The organism is Novosphingobium meiothermophilum (genome assembly GCF_003171715.1).
In the GTDB taxonomy this organism is placed as follows: domain Bacteria; phylum Pseudomonadota; class Alphaproteobacteria; order Sphingomonadales; family Sphingomonadaceae; genus Novosphingobium; species Novosphingobium meiothermophilum.
In genome coordinates, this window is sequence record NZ_QGHL01000007.1 from 585,321 (window position 1) to 603,655 (window position 18,335).

The 18,335-nt window shown below is 64.1% G+C and carries 18 protein-coding genes and 1 tRNA gene; 9 read left to right on the forward strand and 10 right to left on the reverse strand.

Annotated elements, in window-relative coordinates; genetic code table 11:
- Window positions 1-10 precede the first annotated feature (10 nt).
- Window positions 11-322 carry an FtsB family cell division protein gene (locus DKM43_RS06825; protein ID WP_109797679.1) on the reverse strand — a complete coding sequence of 104 codons (312 nt, stop codon included), beginning with the start codon at window positions 320-322 and terminating at the stop codon, window positions 11-13.
- Between the two features lie 154 nt (window positions 323-476).
- On the opposite strand from DKM43_RS06825, the gene DKM43_RS06830 reads away from it, so the two are divergent.
- The 3 genes from DKM43_RS06830 (at window position 477) to DKM43_RS06840 (ending at window position 4,992) form a co-directional block, all read left to right on the forward strand.
- Window positions 477-2,417: an acyltransferase family protein gene (locus tag DKM43_RS06830; protein ID WP_109797680.1), complete on the forward strand. Its 1,941-nt coding sequence runs from the start codon at window positions 477-479 to the stop codon at window positions 2,415-2,417.
- Between the two features lie 11 nt (window positions 2,418-2,428).
- The gene (locus DKM43_RS06835) at window positions 2,429-2,824 is read left to right on the forward strand and encodes a DUF2946 family protein (RefSeq protein WP_145960481.1); all 396 of its coding nucleotides are present in this window, start codon (window positions 2,429-2,431) and stop codon (window positions 2,822-2,824) included.
- 68 nt (window positions 2,825-2,892) lie between these two features.
- On the forward strand, window positions 2,893-4,992 hold the full coding sequence (locus DKM43_RS06840) for a TonB-dependent receptor domain-containing protein (protein ID WP_109798054.1): 2,100 nt from the start codon (window positions 2,893-2,895) through the stop codon (window positions 4,990-4,992).
- A gap of 57 nt (window positions 4,993-5,049) precedes the next feature.
- Here DKM43_RS06840 and DKM43_RS06845 read toward each other — a convergent pair.
- The 4 genes from DKM43_RS06845 to grxC form a co-directional block, all read right to left on the reverse strand.
- Window positions 5,050-5,126 (reverse strand) — tRNA-Arg (locus DKM43_RS06845).
- Between the two features lie 44 nt (window positions 5,127-5,170).
- Window positions 5,171-5,653, reverse strand: a complete 483-nt coding sequence (locus tag DKM43_RS06850) for a DUF1178 family protein (RefSeq protein ID WP_109797682.1) — start codon at window positions 5,651-5,653, stop codon at window positions 5,171-5,173.
- Entirely contained in the window at window positions 5,650-6,495 is an 846-nt protein-coding gene (locus DKM43_RS06855) for a carbon-nitrogen hydrolase family protein (RefSeq protein ID WP_109797683.1), read from the reverse strand. The genes DKM43_RS06850 and DKM43_RS06855 overlap by 4 nt, the downstream gene beginning before the upstream one ends.
- 11 nt (window positions 6,496-6,506) lie before the next feature.
- Window positions 6,507-6,773 carry a glutaredoxin 3 gene (gene grxC / locus DKM43_RS06860; RefSeq protein WP_109797684.1) on the reverse strand — a complete coding sequence of 89 codons (267 nt, stop codon included), beginning with the start codon at window positions 6,771-6,773 and terminating at the stop codon, window positions 6,507-6,509.
- A 159-nt stretch (window positions 6,774-6,932) separates the two neighbouring features.
- On the opposite strand from grxC, the gene DKM43_RS06865 reads away from it, so the two are divergent.
- Window positions 6,933-7,394 (forward strand): Hsp20 family protein, encoded by a 462-nt coding sequence (locus tag DKM43_RS06865; RefSeq protein ID WP_109797685.1) that lies wholly within the window; start codon window positions 6,933-6,935, stop codon window positions 7,392-7,394.
- Window positions 7,395-7,466: 72 nt separating this feature from the next.
- On the opposite strand, the gene DKM43_RS06870 is transcribed toward DKM43_RS06865, so the two are convergent.
- The 4 genes from DKM43_RS06870 to tpiA all read right to left on the reverse strand — a co-directional run bounded on the left by DKM43_RS06870 (window position 7,467) and on the right by tpiA (window position 11,279).
- Window positions 7,467-8,156: a Crp/Fnr family transcriptional regulator gene (locus DKM43_RS06870; protein ID WP_109797686.1), complete on the reverse strand. Its 690-nt coding sequence runs from the start codon at window positions 8,154-8,156 to the stop codon at window positions 7,467-7,469.
- Window positions 8,157-8,228: 72 nt separating this feature from the next.
- On the reverse strand, window positions 8,229-9,860 hold the full coding sequence (locus DKM43_RS06875; protein ID WP_109797687.1) for a CTP synthase: 1,632 nt from the start codon (window positions 9,858-9,860) through the stop codon (window positions 8,229-8,231).
- Between the two features lie 170 nt (window positions 9,861-10,030).
- Window positions 10,031-10,399: a preprotein translocase subunit SecG gene (gene secG, locus DKM43_RS06880; RefSeq protein ID WP_109798055.1), complete on the reverse strand. Its 369-nt coding sequence runs from the start codon at window positions 10,397-10,399 to the stop codon at window positions 10,031-10,033.
- Window positions 10,400-10,508: 109 nt separating this feature from the next.
- The gene (gene tpiA, locus DKM43_RS06885) at window positions 10,509-11,279 is read right to left on the reverse strand and encodes a triose-phosphate isomerase (protein WP_109798056.1); all 771 of its coding nucleotides are present in this window, start codon (window positions 11,277-11,279) and stop codon (window positions 10,509-10,511) included.
- 240 nt (window positions 11,280-11,519) lie between these two features.
- On the opposite strand from tpiA, the gene DKM43_RS06890 reads away from it, so the two are divergent.
- From DKM43_RS06890 to trpC, 5 genes are read left to right on the forward strand one after another with little or no spacing between them, the layout of a single operon-like run.
- On the forward strand, window positions 11,520-13,460 hold the full coding sequence (locus DKM43_RS06890) for a peptidylprolyl isomerase (RefSeq protein ID WP_109797688.1): 1,941 nt from the start codon (window positions 11,520-11,522) through the stop codon (window positions 13,458-13,460).
- A 48-nt stretch (window positions 13,461-13,508) separates the two neighbouring features.
- Window positions 13,509-15,035 (forward strand): anthranilate synthase component I family protein, encoded by a 1,527-nt coding sequence (locus DKM43_RS06895; RefSeq protein WP_109797689.1) that lies wholly within the window; start codon window positions 13,509-13,511, stop codon window positions 15,033-15,035.
- 6 nt (window positions 15,036-15,041) lie between these two features.
- The gene (locus tag DKM43_RS06900) at window positions 15,042-15,629 is read left to right on the forward strand and encodes an anthranilate synthase component II (protein ID WP_109797690.1); all 588 of its coding nucleotides are present in this window, start codon (window positions 15,042-15,044) and stop codon (window positions 15,627-15,629) included.
- On the forward strand, window positions 15,626-16,618 hold the full coding sequence (gene trpD / locus DKM43_RS06905) for an anthranilate phosphoribosyltransferase (RefSeq protein ID WP_201739799.1): 993 nt from the start codon (window positions 15,626-15,628) through the stop codon (window positions 16,616-16,618). Before DKM43_RS06900 ends, trpD begins: the two co-directional genes overlap by 4 nt.
- A gap of 49 nt (window positions 16,619-16,667) precedes the next feature.
- Window positions 16,668-17,456 carry an indole-3-glycerol phosphate synthase TrpC gene (trpC, locus tag DKM43_RS06910; RefSeq protein ID WP_109797691.1) on the forward strand — a complete coding sequence of 263 codons (789 nt, stop codon included), beginning with the start codon at window positions 16,668-16,670 and terminating at the stop codon, window positions 17,454-17,456.
- Between the two features lie 34 nt (window positions 17,457-17,490).
- On the opposite strand, the gene DKM43_RS06915 is transcribed toward trpC, so the two are convergent.
- A complete protein-coding gene (locus DKM43_RS06915; RefSeq protein ID WP_109797692.1) occupies window positions 17,491-18,279 on the reverse strand; it encodes a DUF2189 domain-containing protein in 789 nt (262 codons plus the stop codon).
- Window positions 18,280-18,335: the final 56 nt, after the last annotated feature.

An 18,335-nucleotide genomic window follows, 5' to 3' on the forward strand; every position in this document is an offset into this window, starting at 1 on the left:
TGCCCGCCCCTTATGGCTCCACCGGGATGACAAGCTCGTCGGGGTGCGCAACGTTCAGGTTCCGGCGCAGGAGCTCGCCGACCAGGTCAGGATCGGCATGGCGGGGATCGAGAAGTTCCACCCGGTTGCGCATTCTGTCCCGCTCTGCCGAAAGACGCGCTATCTCGGCCTCGCGCTGCTCAAGCAGCCGTGCCTTTTCGCCCCAGGCGATCAGCCCGCTTGGACCAGCAACACCGACCGCTCCGAGTGCGAGAACGCACACCAGCGCAAAGGACTGAAACAGGCTTTCTCTGGCACGGAAAACGGAGCGGCGCGCGGTCATGCGGCATTAGAATCACAATTGACCGACCGGATCAAGATTTATCCGCGATATCCGCATACTTACGCCAGCCCTGCCGCTCCGTGCCGCAACCGGACCTAAGCGGACCGGCGTTCATTCCCGAAAATTAACCCGCGCGCGCTAAGCCGTGCCTGCCATGGCTCATACCGCCTCCTACCGCCGCGACATAGATGGCCTGCGCGCGCTGGCAATTCTGCCGGTGCTGGGCTTCCACGCCGGATTGCCGGGCTTTTCCGGGGGTTTTGTCGGTGTTGATGTCTTCTTCGTGATTTCCGGCTTCCTGATAACCGGCATCATCGCCAGAGAGATCGACGAGGGCCAGTTTTCTCTACTGCGGTTCTACGAGCGCAGGGCCAGACGCATCCTGCCCGCGCTTCTGCTGATGATCGCGGTGGTCCTTGGGGCTGCTGCGCTGTTCTATCTTCCGGCAGACTTTGCCGGGGTGCCCCGCTCGGCCCTGATGACGCTGCTGTTCATGGCCAATGCGTGGTTCTTCACGCAGACCGGCTATTTCGGCGGACCTGCCGATTCCATGCCGCTGCTCCACTGCTGGTCGCTGGCGGTGGAAGAGCAGTTCTACCTTGCCTTCCCCTTCCTGCTCTGGGCTTGTGCACGATTTGCACCGCAATATCGCACAAGAGCGCTGGTGCTCGCCGGGCTGTTGAGCTTTGCCATTGCCTGGGCCAAGCAGGCCGATACCGATGGTTTTGCCTTTTATCTCCTGCCTGCAAGAGCATGGGAGTTGCTGGCAGGATCGCTGCTCGCGCTTCACCCGCCGGACACAACCGGCAGCCAGCGCAAGTCCGAGGCCCTTGCGCTGTTCGGTCTTCTCCTGATTGCAGGGGCGGTCTTTGCATACGACCGGTCCACCGTCTTTCCCGGAATCAGCGCGCTTGCACCCGTGGGCGGAGCAGCGCTGCTGATCCGCCATGCACCGGGCACCATGATGGGCCGCTTGCTGTCAACGCCGATACTCGTGGGCACGGGTCTGATTTCCTATTCGCTCTACCTCTGGCACTGGCCGATCATCGTTTTTGCCGATTACCTGACGGATGGACCGCAGAGGCCGCTGTTCAAGGCAGCAATCATCGCGGCAAGCTTTTTGACGGCGTGGGCAAGCTGGCGCTTTGTCGAAAGGCCGTTCCGCGATCCACGGCGGTTCGGCCAGCGCCGCATTTTCCGGCTTGCGCTGGGCGGTATGGGGGCGATTGCGGCCTTTGCGCTCGCCCTTGTCCCGCTCGGAGGCTGGCCTTCGCGCTTCCCCCCGGAAGTGACCCGGCTTGCTCAGGCCGCGCACGATATCAGCCCCAAGCGCGGCCGCTGCATTCTTGATGAAGCGGGAGCGGATCACCCCGATTGCATCCTTGGCGCGCCGGTCGCGCCGACAGCCGCCATCTGGGGTGACAGTCACGGCGTTGAACTCGCGTGGGCGCTGGGCGAAAGCCTTGCCAGTGAAAACCGCTCGGTCGTTCAACGGACGAGGGCAAGTTGCCCGCCGGTCAACGGCTATCATGTGGCGAACGATCCGGGCTGCGCCGCGGGCAATGCGCGGACCATGGCTTATCTTCTGGCCTCGCCGCAAATCTCCCATGTCTATCTGGCCGCGTTCTGGGCCAGCCCGGCCTATCGCCAGCCCGGCATTGCTGGCCGCATTGACGGCACAATTGCGCGGCTTCAGGCGGCAGGAAAGACCGTGACGCTGATCGGTCCGGTGCCGCCTCAGCCGTTCGATGTGCCGCGCCACCTTGCGCAGGCCGCGGCAAATGGGCGGCTCCATCTCGCGCGGGGTGCGCCTCTTGCCGATTATCACCATGAAACCGCGTGGCTGACTCAGCACTATTCCCGCTGGAAGCAGAAGGGCGTCCGCATCGTCGATCCCCTGAGCGTTCTCGCACAGGGCGCACACTCTCGTCTGATGGTGAACGGTCGTCCCGCCTATTTCGATTCGCATCATCTCAGCCTCGCCGGTGCAAGAGCGGTTGTGACTGCCGCAAGACTTGCCTCCGGTGCGCAGCTTGGCCTTGCAGTTTCTGCTTCTGCGCACATTGAGGATGACAAGACCACCGCACGGCACTAAGGGGCCGCGCCATGCGTAGCCTGCGCGCCCTCATGCTGACCTACCGCGCTTTTGCCCTGGCGTTCGTGCTGGGTGCTATGGCGATGAAGGCCGTCATGCCGGCGGGCACTATGCTGGCGCCCATCGGCAAAGTGCTTACCGTTGCCATCTGCGATGGTTCGGCAAACGCCCATGCCTCGCGCGATATAGTGGTTCCGGCGAAGAACGATCAAACACCCGGCAAGACCGAGCAGAGCTGCGCCTTCTCATCGCTTGGCAACGCAGCGCTTGGCCCGATTGATCCGGTCATCCTGACAGCGGCGCTGGTCTTTGCGCTTGCGCTGGCCTTTGCCGCATTGCCGGTCTTGCGCACACGGGCGGGCAATCGCCTCCGCCCGCCGCTGCGCGCACCGCCACACACCTCCTGAACGCTGCACCAAACCCCGTTTGAACGCCGCGCCTGATGCGCGGTGCGAACCTGTTCAGGATTTTTCCGATGATGACTTCCCGTGCCACGCTCGTCGTGTCCCTTGCGCTTGCCCCGTTCGCTTTTCCGACCATCGCCCATGCCGATGAGGCTGCCCCGCCCAACCCTGAAACGATCATCGTCACCGCGCCGAGGCTGACCGCAACGCAACTGTCGCAAAGCGATGGCGACACGCTTTCGACCGCGCCCGATGGCGCGGCATTCATCGCCCGCCAGCCCGGCGCGGCCCTTGTCGACAATGGCGCGCTGTCCGGTCAGGTGCAGCTTCGCGGCCTGTTCGGCGAGCGCATTCTCCTTCGCATCAACGGACAGCGCTTCGCTTCGGGCGGACCGAACGCCATGGACCCGGTCATGCACTATGCGCCCGCGGCTCTCATCGACCGGGTCGAGATTGCGCGCGGCATTTCACCCGTCCGCGATGGACCGGGGCTTGGCGGCGGGATCAACACCGTGCTCAAGCAGGTCAGGTTCGGCGATGGCGACACTCTTGCTCCGCAGGCAGACCTGACGGCCCAGTATCGCAGCGTGGATGACAGCCATGCGATGGGCGGGATGCTGGGCCTTGCCAGCAGCAGCCTGCGTCTCGGCGTCATTGCGTCGAAGGAAAAGGGGGATGACACCCGCTTCCCCGGCGGCCGGATTGCCGCAACCTCGTTCGACAGGACCGTCTATGGCGTGCAGGCGGGCCTGAAAGCGGGACCGGGCGAGTTCAGCTTCGAATATCGGCGTCAGGAAACAGGCAAGTCGGGCAATCCGCCCTTTGCCATGGACATCCTCTACTTCCACACCGATTTTGTCCGCCTGGGCTTCGAGGGCGATCTTGCCGAAAAGGTCAGGCTGGAAGTGCGCGCCAACTATGCTGGCGTTTCGCATCGCATGAACAACTTCACGCTGCGCCCGGTTGCCTCGCCAGCCATGCAACGCCAGTCCGATACCTATGCCGACACACTGACGGGCGATGTGGCCCTGCGCCTTGGCAGTGCGGACCGCAATGTTCGCATTGGCGCCGATTTCGAACTGGGAGACCGGGGCTACAAGCTTTACAATCCGGCCAACCCGGCCTTCTTCATCTATCCCCTCGACAGGGCCAAGGCGCAGAGGTTTGGCGGATTTGCCGAATGGCGGACCGGCATCGGGGCTATCGAGGCGGAGATCGGGCTGCGCGCCGACCGCCATTTCGCCAGCACCGAGGCACCGCGCACCGGGCCGGGCGTTCCTTCAGGCCCGACCAATCTTGCGCTGGCCTTCGCGCAGGCCGACCGCGAATGGCAGGGAACGACCGTGGACGCCTCTGTGCGCCTGTGGGCCGATGCGGGCGCTGTCACCCCGCGCCTGACGCTTGCCCGCAAGACACGCGCCCCCAGCCTCATCGAACGCTTCTCGTGGCTGCCGACCGAGGCCAGCGGCGGACTGGCAGACGGCAACATCTATGTCGGAAATGTCAATCTGCGTCCGGAAACGGCATGGATCGCAGAGGCAGGGTTCGATTGGCAGAATGAACGCGCCTACGCGCGCCCGGTCCTGTTCTACCGCCGCATCGACGGCTTCATTCAGGGCGTCCCGTTCGACGATACACCGGGTATCATCAACACCCCGGTCGAAATGGTCTCTGCGGCCAGTGGCGACCCGACCCCCTTGCGCTTTGCCAACACCGATGCGCGCATTTGGGGCGCGGACATCGCCTTCGGCGCAAGGATTGCCGGACCGCTCCGCATCGACGGGGTGGCAAGCTGGGTTGAGGGCAAGCGTCGTGATCTGGCCGACAATCTCTATCGCATGGCTCCGGCAAACGGACGCCTTGCCCTGACGTGGGAAGAGGCGCGCTGGAGCATCAGTGCCGAAGCGCTCGGCTCCGCCGCGCAGAATCGTGTCTCCACCACGAACAGCGAGGCCAGAACTGCGGGATATGTGCTTGCCAGTCTGTACGGACACTGGATTGTGCGGGATGGTCTGCGCGTGGATGCAGGCGTCGAGAACCTGTTCGATCGGCTCTATGTCGAACATCTCGCCGGTTACAACCGCATTTCCGGATCAGACGTCGCCCCCGGCGCGCGCCTTCCCGGACCGGGCCGATCCGCCTTCATCCGGCTGCGCTGGGCCTTCAACTGAAGCTGAAGAAGGGTGGCCTGCCCGGCGCAGGCCACCTTGGCCCCGCATGGGGTGGAATGGTGCGCCCGACGGGATTCGAACCCATGGCCCCCAGATTAGGAATCTGGTGCTCTATCCTGCTGAGCTACGGGCGCCCGCGCCTCCTTTAGGCAGGCGCCGACGCTCTGGCAACGCTCTTTCAGTTGGCTTCTTCGGGAGGAACAAACGGCACGAGCAGCGGCGCGACGGGAATCCCCTCCTCGATCAGATCGCGTGCCTCCTCGATCGTTGCCTGCCCGTGAATTGCCGCCGGATCCTTTTCGCCATAGTGCATCGCGCGCACATCGTCCGCAAACTTCCGGCCTACCCATGTCGAGGACTTGAGCGCTTCGGCCTGCATGGCGGCCACCGCTTTCAACATGGCCACCGCTTCGGGCGGAAGGGGGGCATTGGCCATGGCCTGCGGCGCAGGATCAGGCTGCCGTGACGGGGATGGCGCCGGCAACTGGTTGCCCTTGCGTCCCACGTTCGGCGCCATGACCGCCTTGTTCACATCCGGCGAACCGCACGAAGGGCACGCCACCAGACCGCGCGCGCGCTGATCCTCGTAATCAGCCGAGGAACCGAACCACCCTTCAAAGCGATGCCCCTGCGGCCCACATTGCAGATCGAAGACAATCATGCTGCCGATCTAGGTATTTCGCGCTTGTTGGCAAGGCTCGGCAATTGTCGACGCACTTCGTCCGTTCGGGCAGGGTCGATCAAGGCAAAGCCAAGCGAGGCTCCCTCGCCGCCATCGTAAACGACATCGCCCCACGGATCGATCACAAGCGAGTGGCCATAGGTTTCGCGCCCGTCCTCATGCCTGCCGCCCTGCGCCGCGGAAATCACCCAAGCGCTGGCTTCGACCGCGCGCGCACGCTGCATCAAATGCCAGTGCGCCTTGCCGGTCGGAACGGTGAATGCCGCCGGAATGCGTATGGCATCGCAGCGCAGCCGTCCCAGCGCCTCGAACAGTGCGGGAAAGCGCACGTCGTAGCAGATGGCCATGCCCAGCCTGCCAATCGGGGTGTCAACCACCACAACCGCATCGCCCGGCGCATAAGCGGCAGATTCGCGCCAGGACTCGCCCGTGGCAAGATCAACGTCAAACATGTGAATCTTGTCGTAGCGGGCGACAATTGCGCCATCCTCGTTGATCACGAAGCCACGATTGGCCCATCTGCCATCATCGCGCAGCACGGCGAGCGAGCCAAGATCTATCCAGATACGGTGGGCGCGTGCCGCCTGACGCGCGGCCGAAAGCACCGGATTTTCCGGTTCGGCCACGACATGCACCGTCGCCCGTGCCCGGTCGCGATCAAGCAGGCCGCACATTTCAGGCGTGAAGAGCATGCGCGCGCCCTGGCCAGCGGCATGTTCGGCCGCATCCGTTATCGTCTTGGCATTGGCCAGCGGATCGATGCCGCTGGTCATCTGACAGACGGCGACCTTTACCGGCCGCGAGGCCGACGCTGCCTTCATTGGCTCACTGTTCACAGGGCCAGTAACGCATCGAGTTTGCCCTGTGCTTCAAGCGCGGCCAGATCATCCGATCCGCCGATATGCCGGCCCGAAATGAAGATGGAAGGAACCGTGAGGTGATGCGGCGCGCGCTGGAGCATCTCGGCCTTCTTCGGGCCGCCCATCGTCACGTCGAACTCTTCGTAGGCGACGCCCTTGCTGTCGAGAAGGTGCTTTGCCCTGACGCAGTAGGGGCAGCCCCATTTGGTATAGATTTCGACCTTCGCGGCGTTCGACATTGGCACCTCATTCAGGGGTCTTGAAATGGCGATTTGGCTAACACACATGTCTGTTCGTGTCATGCGCCGCAAGCCGGGCATGACCATGAACCGTCCCTGCGCGCGCCATGATCCGGGCGCGCGGGGCAAGTGCAGATTGCTCAGAAAGAGGATATTGCCATGAACCGCTTTGATTTTACGCCCTATCGCCGCACCACGGTGGGTTTTGACCGCCTGTTTGACCTGCTGGAGCGTCAGGCCCGCGCCAATGCGGGTGACAACTACCCTCCCTTCAACATCGAGCGCAGCGGTGAGGATGCCTATCGCATCACGCTTGCCGTCGCCGGGTTCAAGGCCGAGGATCTCGACATTACCGCCCAGCAGAACCTGCTGGTCATCAAGGGTCAGAAGCCCGAACCGCAGGACCGCGAGTATCTCCACGTCGGGATCGCCAATCGCGGGTTCGAGCGCCGCTTCGAACTGGCCGATTTCGTCCGTGTCGAGAAGGCCGATCTTGCCGATGGCCTGCTGACGATCGACCTCGTGCGGGAAGTGCCAGAGGCGATGAAGCCGAAGAAGGTTCTCATCGGCGCGCAGAACCAGCTCACCGTGATCGACAGCAACAAGACCGAAGCCGCCTGATCCGGGTTCGGTCCAGGCGGTAGTCGGGGCGGGTCGCAAGACCCGCCCCTTTTGCCTTGTAAACCTTCGTCGTCACCACGCTTCGGCAACGTCCACCAGCGCATCCCGGTCGAGGATTGTCACCTTTCCGCTCTTGAGGGCGACAATCCCGTTTTCCGCCCATGCCGAAAGCTGGCGGTTGATCTGTTCGCGCGACATGCCGGCAAAGTTGCCCAGTTCGCTCTGGCTCAGTGCCAGCTTGAGCCGGTTCTGCTCCCCCGTGCCCTCGCCCATCATCAGGCGCAGCAGGAAACGCGCCAGCCTCGGACCCGATGTATAGGCACGATCTGCCTCGATCACGGCATTGTTCTGGCGCAGGCGCCGCGCCATCGCCTTGAGCAGGCGCAGGGCAAGGCCCTTGTGACGTTCGATAATCTCGGAAAATGCCGCGCGGGTGAGAACGAGCGCCTCGACCGGCTCGATAGCCTCAACCGTCGCCGTGCGCTCGCCGCCATCGAGAAAAGCAATCTCGCCCAGCACATGCCCCGGCTCTGCATAATCGAGGATGATCTCGCGCCCGTTTGCGGCGACCATGCTCACCCGCGCAAGGCCCTTGAGCACGATGAACAGCGTCGAGCCTTCCTCGCCCTGGCTGATGAGCACGTGTCCTGGCTTGAAAGTGCGCACCTGCCCGCGGGCGATGATGTCGGAAAGCTCGGCTTCCTCGCAATCGGCGAAAAGGCTCTGTGCCGTCAGCGCTTCGGCCAGCCGTGCTGCGTCCATTACCCGGTCCCCTGATCATCTGCATTGCAGATAATCGGGAAGGGTCCGGGTGACTAGCCCTTTCCGGGCAGACTATACCAGACGGGCCTGCTTCACGGCGGCCGCGATGAACCCGGCAAACAGCGGATGAGGTTCGAACGGGCGGCTCTTCAGCTCAGGATGGAACTGCACCCCAATGAACCACGGATGATCCGGCCGCTCGACGATTTCCGGCAGGAGACCATCGGGTGACATGCCGGAAAAGACCAATCCGCCCTGCTCAAGCCGCTCCCGGTAGGCCACGTTGACCTCGTAACGGTGGCGATGCCGCTCGCTGATCTCGGTTGTGCCATAGATGCTGGCCACGCGGCTGTTGCCGGCAAGCCTGGCCTGATAGGCGCCAAGCCGCATCGTGCCGCCCAGATCACCACCTTCTGAGCGCTTCTCAAGCCCTTCAGGCGTCATCCATTCGGTGATGATGCCGACCACCGGCTCATCGGTCGGCCCGAACTCGGTCGAAGATGCCCCGGCAATTCCGGCCGTATTGCGGGCGCCCTCGATGCAGGCCATTTGCATACCCAGACAGATGCCGAAGAACGGCACGCCGCGTTCACGGGCGAAGCGAACCGATGCAATCTTGCCTTCGGTGCCGCGCTCTCCGAAACCGCCCGGAACCAGGATCCCATGCAGCGGCTCAAGCGTCGCAGCGATTTCGGCATCGTCCTTTTCGAACAGTTCGGCATCGAGCCACTTGATCCGCACCCTGACGCGGTTGGCCATGCCGCCATGCACCAGAGCCTCGTTGAGCGACTTGTAGGCATCCTGCAAGCCGACATACTTGCCCACGACACCGATCGTTACCTCGCCTTCCGGATTCTGGAACCGGTCCACGATATCGGTCCAGCGCGAAAGATCGGGAAGCGGCGCGCTCAGGCCGAAATGGCGCAGAACTTCGCTATCAAGCCCTTCGGCATGGTATTGCAGCGGAACCGCATAGATGCTTGATGCATCAAGCGCGGGGATGACGGCCGATTTGCGCACGTTGCAGAACTGCGCAATCTTGGCACGCTCGCTTTCCGGAAGCGGTTTTTCGCAGCGGCAAAGCAGAATATCGGGCTGGATACCAAGCCCGGTAAGCTCGCGCACCGAATGCTGCGTGGGCTTGGTCTTGAGTTCGCCCGCCGCCGCGATGTAGGGCACCAGCGTCACGTGGACAAAGCACGTCTGATCGCGGTCGAGATCGTTATGCATCTGCCGCAGGGCTTCGATGAAGGGAAGACCTTCAATGTCGCCCACGGTCCCGCCGATTTCGCACAGCACGAAATCGAGATCCTCGGTATCGGCCTGTGCAAAGTCCTTGATGGCATCGGTGACATGGGGGATCACCTGCACCGTGGCGCCAAGATAGTCGCCGCGCCGCTCCTTGGCGATGATGTCGCGGTAGATGCGGCCCGAAGTGATGTTGTCGGCCTGACGCGCCGAAACGCCGGTAAAGCGTTCGTAGTGACCTAGATCGAGGTCCGTCTCGGCGCCGTCGTCGGTCACATAGACCTCGCCATGCTGATAGGGACTCATGGTCCCCGGATCGACGTTGAGATAGGGGTCGAACTTGCGGATGCGCACGCGGAATCCGCGTGCCTGCAGCAATGCCGCGAGGCTTGCCGCCATGAGTCCTTTGCCGAGCGAGGAGACCACGCCGCCGGTGATGAAAATGTACCGCGCCATGGGAGTCGGGCCTTAGCGTCAGAGGTTGCAATTGCGCAAGCGGTTGCGACTGAAATCGTCGCCGCAATCCACAAGCATGGTTGTGCGGGCGCCGAATCGCCCGCGCGGAATGCCCGGCAGCCACCGCAGGCAGTGGCCGGAAGCACGCCTTAACGGCGCGATAACGCAGTTTATTGCGCGGGCGCGTTGCCGGACGATGCGCCGGAAGGCGCCGCAGGCGCTGCCTCACCCTGCGCGGGTGCAAGCGGATCGGCAGCAGGCGCGTTCTGCACAGGCGCCACGCGCTCAAGCGAGGTGTCGATCTTACGGCCCGACGCGGTCCCTACGGCCAGCGCTGCCAGCGTAATGCTCAGCACCACGAACGCGGTTGCCAGAGTCGTCGTCAGCCGGGTCATGAAGTCTGCCGCACCCCGCGCCGACATGAAACCCGCCGGGCTTCCGCCTACACCCAGACCGCCGCCTTCGGACTTCTGCATGAGGATCACCACGACAAGAAGTGCCGCGACGATCGCCTGGACAATGGTAAGGAAAATGAACAGCGACATCGATCTCTACCTGAAGCGCGCTTGCACGCCGGAACTGGAGGCCATGTAGGCGGGCAAACCTTTCGGTGCAAGCCGCTGGATCACCCGCCAGGCCGTTTGGCGCTCAGGCTTCGCCCGAACCGGCCGCAGCCACGATCGGCAGAAACGTCTCTGCCGTAAGGCTCGCGCCGCCAACAAGAGCGCCATCGACACCCTCGGCCGCCAGCAGTTCGGCAGCATTGGCCGCATTCACCGAACCGCCGTAGAGAATGCGCACCGAGGACCCGGCTTCGCCATAGGCTGCGTTCAGCCGTTCGCGGATGGCCGCATGCATGGCCACAACATCCTCCACCGCTGCCACCCGACCGGTGCCGATGGCCCAGACAGGTTCATAGGCAACGGCAATCCTGCCCAGGGCCAGCGCGTCGGCAAGGCCCTCGCCCTGCGGAAGCGACCGGTCCACCTGCCCGGCAACCACAGCCTCGGCCTTTCCGGCATCGCGCTCGTCCAGCGTTTCGCCAACACAGATGATGACAGCCAGCCCCGCGGCAAGCGCCGCCTCGCCCTTTGCCCTGACAAGCGCGTCACTTTCGCCATGGTCCTTGCGCCGCTCGCTGTGCCCGACGATCACGAAGTCGGCGCCCGCATCAACCAGCATGGCCGGCGAAACGTCGCCGGTATGCGCGCCCTTCGCCTCTGTGTGGCAATCCTGCCCACCAACGCCCATCGCCGTCACGGCCTCGCGCAGGGCGCCGATCAAGGTGAAGGGCGGCGCAAGCGCCACCTGCACGTCGGGATAGCGCCCTGCGGCACGGTCGATCGCGCGGGCCTCGGCCAGCATGGCGCGCGTGCCGTTCATTTTCCAGTTGCCAACGATGTAGGGCCGATGCGGCATGATATTGCGATTCCCCTGAAAATCCGTCTCGCACACAGGGTGCGACTGCGACCAGCGCATTGAGTCGGCGGGCGGCTATCAAACTATGCGTGATTCTGCAAAAGCCTGGATCGAAGGATCGGCACTCGCACCGGCAGAGCAACGCGGGCATTGCGGTGAAGCCGTTTGGCTCCTAAGGCAGGCGCAGTTGGCCTTTGACGGGGCCATGGCCTTATCCGAACAAGAGACGATCGCCCGAAAATGCTCGGTTTTTTCCGCTCCGCGCTAAAGTCCCGCATCGGTGTTGCCGTTGCGCTCGTGTTTCTTGGGCTTATCGCCCTTGCCTTTGCCAGCGCCGATGTGACCGGAAGCGGCTTCGGCGGCATCGCCGGTGGTGACAGGGCGGCCAAAGTCGGCTCCGAGCGGCTGGGAACCGGAGAACTGGCCAAGGCGCTGACCAGTTCGTTCGAGCAGCAGCGGCAGGGCAAGCCCGGGCTGACGATGAAGGATTTTCTCGATGGGGGCGGGCTTGAAACAGTCCTGACCGGGATGACCGACCGGCTCGCGCTGACCGAATGGGGGCGCAAGAACGGCATGCTGGCCAGTGACCGCCTGATCGACAGCGAAATCGTCAAGATCAATGCCTTCCAGGGCGTGGACGGCAAGTTCAGCCAGCAGACCTACGAACAGCTTCTGGCCCAACGCGGACTGACCGACAAGCAGGTGCGCATCGATCTGGGGCAGGGTCTCGTGACCCGGCAAATCCTCCTTCCTGCCGCCTTCGGGGCGCAAATGGCTGGCGAAGCGGTGCAACGCTATGCCGCCCTGCTGACCGAACGGCGCACCGGCACGATCATCACGGTGCCGTCGCTGGCCTTTGCCCCGCCATCCCCGCCCGATGCGAAGACGCTCGAAGCGTTCTACAAGGCCAACCGTTCGCGCTACATGCAGCCTGAGCGGCGCACGATCCGTTATGCGATCGTCGATGAAACCAGCCTGAAGGGCATTCCGGCGCCGACCGAAGCCGAAATAACCGAAAATTACCGCGCAAACACGGCGGTTTATGCCCCATCCGAGCAGCGCAGCGTAACGCAGGTAATCGTTCCGACGGAGGCCGCGGCCAAGGCGCTTCTGGCCGAGGCGAGCGCGAAGGGATCGCTCGATGCCGTCGCTCGCAGCAAGGGACTGGTGGCAAGCCAGCTCAGCGCGCAAACGCCCACGACCCTTGCCAACCAGACGTCCAAAGCCGTCGCCGACGCAGCGTTTGCCGCGGCGCAGGGGGCGTTTGCCGCTCCTGCCAAATCGGGTCTTGGCTGGCATGTGGTGAAGGTCGACAAGGTTGACCGCAATCCCGGAAAGACTCTTGAACAGGCCCGCCCGGAGATCGTGAAGGCCCTTACTCTGGCAAAGCGGCGCAAGGCCCTTTCGGACCTTGCCGCGCAGGCAGAGCAGGAAGTCGATGGAGGAACCGGCCTTGCCGACGTGGCCAAGGCGCTCAATCTCACGCTTGCGACCACGCCGCCGCTGCGTGTGGATGGTTCGGTTCACGGCAAGCCGGGCGAACGCGTGGCTGAAGGTATCGCTCCGCTGGTACAGGCCGCGTTTGCGATGGAACGCGAAGGCGAAGCCCAGCTTGCCGAGTTGAAGGCCGGCGAACAGTTCGCCATTTTCGATGTCGGTGAAATCACGCCTGCAACCCCGGCACCGCTTGACGCCATCCGCGATGCGGTGATGCGCGACTGGGCAGTCGATCAGGGCGCCGCCAAGGCCAAGCAGGCTGCCGACAAGATCCTTGCCGCTCTCAACAAGGGCACCCCCCTTGCCGAGGCGATGAAGCTGGCCGGAGCGGCCCTTCCCGCGCCGCAGGCGGTTGACCTTCCGCGTCAGGCGCTCACGCAGATGAAGGGGCAGGTTCCGGCCCCCCTCGCCCTCATGTTTGCCATGGCAAAGGGCAGCAACAAGCGCCTTGAAGGCGCCGACAACGCAGGCTGGTATGTAGTGACGCTCAAGGACATCGTGCCGGGTGACGTAAAACGCTCGGACCCGGTCTTCACGCAGGCTTCGCGCGAGTTCAGCGACGATGTCGGAGCAGAGTATGCCGAACAGTTCCGTCTCGCCATCCGCAGGGACATTGGCGTGGAGCGCAATCAGGCGGGCATCACCGCTGTTCGCAACCAGTTGACCGGCGCCAACGCGCAGTAATCCGCCCGCAGTGACGAACGAAGCCGACTGATGAGCCCGACCGACATTATGACCCGGACCGAGCGCGATGCGGTGGAAAACCGCGACGAAGCGCTTGCCCTGCTCTCGCAAGGCAAGCCTGCGCTGATCTGGCGCAAGCTGATTGTCGATACGGAAACCCCGGTTGGTGCAGCGCTCAAGCTGATGGAAAGCGGGCGCGGTGATTTCCTTCTCGAATCCGTGCAGGGTGGCGAGGTCCGCGGACGCTACAGCCTGCTGGGGATAGACCCCGATCTCGTCTTTCGCGCCACCGGCACGCAGGCCGAGATCAACCGGATCTGGCGGCACGACAAGGCCGCCTTTGCGCCGCTGACCGGCGATGCCCTGTCAGAACTGCGCGCCCTTGTCGCAGCCTGCCGGATCGACGTTCCCGCAGCGCTGCCGCCCGCGCTTGCCTGTCTTGTCGGCTATTTCGGTTACGAGACGATCGGCCTTGTCGAGAAACTCCCGCGCGCCGCGCCGAGCGATCTTGTCCTGCCGGACATGCTGTTTACCCGCCCTACCGTGGTCATGGTCTTCGATCGTCTGTCGGACGAGCTTTTTGCCATCGCGCCGATATGGGCTGAAGGGGGCAACCCGCAGCATCTGCTCGAAGCGGCCGCCGAACGCATCGACAACGCCTTGCGCAGGCTGGGCGATCCGGCACCGGCCGACGCCCGGCTTGCCCAGAGCATCGACATCAGCCCGCAGCCGGTCATGGCCGCGGCCGACTATGCGCGGATGGTGACGCGGGCGAAGGACTACATCGAGGCTGGCGACATCTTTCAGGTGGTTCTTGCCCAGCGCTTTACCACACCTTTCCCGCTTCCGCCGGTCGCGCTCTACCGTGCCCTGCGCCGGGTCAACCCATCACCGTTCCTTTATTTTCTCGACATGCCGGGCTTTGCCCTGACCGGCTCCAGCCCGGAAATCCTCGTCCGTATCCGCAATGGCGAAGTTACCATCCGTCCGATCGCCGGAACCCGCCCGCGCGGCAAGACCGCCGAGGAAGACCGTGCCAACGAGGAATCGCTGCTTGCCGATCCCAAGGAACGCGCCGAACACCTCATGCTGCTCGATCTTGGCCGCAACGACGTAGGAAGGGTGGCAAAAGCCGGCACCGTCAAGGTGACGGAAAGCTACACGGTCGAACGCTACAGCCACGTGATGCACATCGTCTCGAACGTGGTCGGCCAGCTCGACACGAGCCGCGCCGACAGTGTCGATGCTCTCTTTGCGGGTTTTCCCGCTGGCACGGTCAGCGGCGCACCCAAGGTCCGCGCCTGCGAGATCATCGCAGAGCTGGAGCCGGAAACCCGCGGCGCTTATGCGGGCGGGGTCGGCTATTTCGCTCCCGATGGGTCGGTCGACAGTTGCATCGTCCTGCGCACCGGCATCCTCAAGGATGGGGTGCTCCACGTTCAGGCAGGAGCAGGCATCGTCGCGGATTCCGACCCGGCCTACGAACAGCGCGAATGCGAGGCCAAGAGCGGCGCGCTCTTCGCTGCCGCGCGCGAGGCGATCCGTGTCGCCACACAGGCCAAGTTCGGGCAGTAGGCAGCCATGATCCTCGTCATCGACAATTACGACAGTTTTACCTGGAACCTCGTCCATTACCTGATGGAGATGGGCGCGGAGGTTGAGGTCGTGCGCAATGATGCGCTCAGCGCCGATCAGGCGATCAGATCCGGCGCGCAAGGGTTCCTGCTATCGCCCGGTCCCTGCACGCCGAACGAGGCCGGTATCAGCCTCGATCTGGTAGGCGCGGCGGCCGATGCGGGGCTGCCCTTGCTGGGGGTCTGCCTTGGGCACCAGTCCATCGGGCAATACTTTGGCGGCAAGGTGGTGCGCGGCGGGCTGATGCACGGCAAGACTTCCCCGGTCACGCACGATGGCACCGGCGTTTTCGAAGGGCTGCCCAGCCCGTTCATCGCCACGCGCTATCACTCCCTGATCGTGACGGACATTCCCGATTGCCTTGCGGTCAACGCGCAGTCGGACGATACGCACGTCATGGGCTTTCGCCATGTCTCGCTGCCGATCCACGGCGTGCAGTTCCACCCTGAAAGCATCGCCACCGAGCACGGCCATGCCATGATCGGCAATTTCCTGAAGCTGTGCGGTATCAGCACCAATCCGGTTCCGGCATGATGCGGCTGCCGTCGCCTGCGCAACCGCTTGAGGAAGCCGAAGCCGAGGAAGCCTTCGGCGCGATCCTTGATGGCACCGTGGGCGACGAAGACATCGCGCAATTTCTGGTTGCCCTGTCCGACCGTGGCGAGACGGCAGGCGAAATTGCCGGTGCCGCGCGCGCCATGCGCGCCCGCATGATCCCGATCAGCGCTCCGGCCAATGCCATGGATGTGTGCGGCACGGGTGGAGACGGCCATCATACGCTCAACGTATCCACTGCGGTCAGCCTCGTCGTGGCCGCGTGCGGCGTGCCCGTGGCCAAGCACGGCAACCGCGCCGCCAGTTCCAAGGCCGGGGCGGCCGATACACTCGAAGCGCTTGGCCTGAACCTCGATCGTGCGGCCGAAACGGCGGAGAGCACGCTCAACGATCTGGGCATCTGTTTTCTGTTTGCCGCGCGGCACCATCCGGCCATGGGCCGCATCATGCCCATCCGCAAGGCGCTGGGGCGGCGCACGATCTTCAACCTCATGGGGCCGCTTGCCAACCCGGCAGGCGTGCGCCGTCAGCTTGTGGGCATTGCCCGCCCGGCCTATGTGCCCATCTATGCCGACGCGCTGAGCCGCCTTGGCACCGACCACGCGATGGTCGTCTCCGGCGACGAGGGCCTTGACGAACTCAGCCTAGCGGGCGGCAACGAACTGACCGAAGTGCGCGGCACCAATCTTGCCATGCGCCGCGTCCACCCGGCCGACGCCGGGCTGGGGCGCGCGCCTGTCGACGCGATCCGGGGCGGCGATCCGGCGCACAACGCCGCCGCCCTGCGCGCATTGCTGCTGGGTGAGGAAGGCCCTTACCGCGATGCCGTCCTGTTCAATGCCGCGGCCGCCCTGATCGTGGCGGGCGAGGCGCGCGATTGGCATGAAGGGGTCGAGGAGGCCGCGGAGGCGATCGACAAGGGCCTTGCCAACGCCTTGCTCAACTGTTGGATCGCGGCGCTTCAGTAAGTCCCCGCCCCGTGAAATCCTGCGACAAGACACGCCTGAAGGTGCCGCAATGACCGATATGCTGACCGAAATCTGCGATACGAAACGCGCCGAAGTCGCCGCCCGCAAGGCCGCCGTATCCACCGCCGATCTTGCCGCCCGCGCCAGCGCGCAGGGTGCGCCGCGCGGGTTCGAGGCGGCACTGCGCGCGAAGGCCGCCACCGGTTATGCCCTTATCGCCGAAATCAAGAAGGCCAGCCCTTCCAAGGGCCTGATCCGCAACGATTTTCAGCCCGCGGCCCATGCCCGTGCCTATCAGGCAGGCGGCGCCACCTGTCTCTCGGTCCTCACCGACACCCCCTATTTTCAGGGGCACGAGGACTATCTTGTCGAAGCCCGGTCGGCTTGCACCCTCCCGGTCATCCGCAAGGATTTCATGGTCGATCCGTGGCAGTGCCTTGAAGCGCGCGCAATGGGCGCCGATGCCATTCTCATCATCGCAGCCTGCCTGTCTGACCAGCAGATGGCGGAAATTGAAGCAGCGGCCCTTGAACAGGGGATGGACGCACTTGTCGAAGTGCATGACGAACAGGAAATGGAGCGGGCCAGCCGCCTGAAATCGCGGCTGATCGGCGTCAACAACCGCGATCTCAAGCGCTTTGTCACCGATCTTGCGACAACAGAACGTCTTGCTCCGCTCACCCCCGATGGCGCGCTGCTGGTCAGCGAAAGCGGCATCAACACCCATGCCGATCTTCAACGCATCGAAAGGTGGGGCGCGCGCACGTTCCTTGTGGGCGAAAGCCTGATGCGTCAGGATGATGTGGAGGCGGCCACGCGAGCATTGCTGGGCGGCTGACACCGCCCGGCACGCCAGCGTTCAGGCCGGGCGTTCAGGCCGGGCTGACCACGCGCCGGTAAAGGTGCCATGTCGCATGGGCCAGCACCGGCAGCACCACCAGCAGCCCAAGAAACAACGGAAGCAGCGCAACCAGCAGCAGCGCCGCGATCACGGCTGCCCAGACCAGCATGACAAAGCCGTTGCAGCGGATAGTGGCAAGGCTGGTGATGATCGCGGTCAGGAAGTCCACCTCGCGGTCGACCAGCATCGGCAGGCTGATGACGGTTATGGCATAGAAGGCCAGCGCCATGATTGCGCCAACCATGGTGCCCACGACGAGCATGGCGATGCCTGCCGTGGTGCCGAAAAGCGCCAGTGATTCGGTGCCGATCCCGGATTCGGCGAGAAAGATCGCGAAGATGCCATGGGCCACCATGAGCCAGAAGCCGAATGCCACAAACACGATCACGCCCATCGAAATGATCTGCTCGTCCCCGCGCCCGCGCAGCGCGCCAAGCACGGCCGCCCAGCGCATCGGCTCGCCGCTTTCCCGCCGTCGGCTCACTTCGTAAAGTCCCACGGCCACGAACGGCGCGAGCAGGGGAAAGCCCGCTGCCGCAGGCACCAGCCACGCCACCTGCCCGCCGCGAAACAGCACCGCCCAGATGAGCAGGCCCGCCACGACATAGATCCCGCCGAAGAACAGCCCGAAAACCGGACAGGCCGCAAAATCGCGCCAGCCCGCCAGAAGCGCCGCGCGCAGATCCTGAAGCGCGAGATCCCGCGCCACAGTTACCGGCGCAACCGGCGAACGCGCCCCTTCCTGAACCACCTCACCCATGGCCCAAACTCCTGCAATCCAATCCCGGTGCAAAAGGTGCGGCAATTGTGATCCAA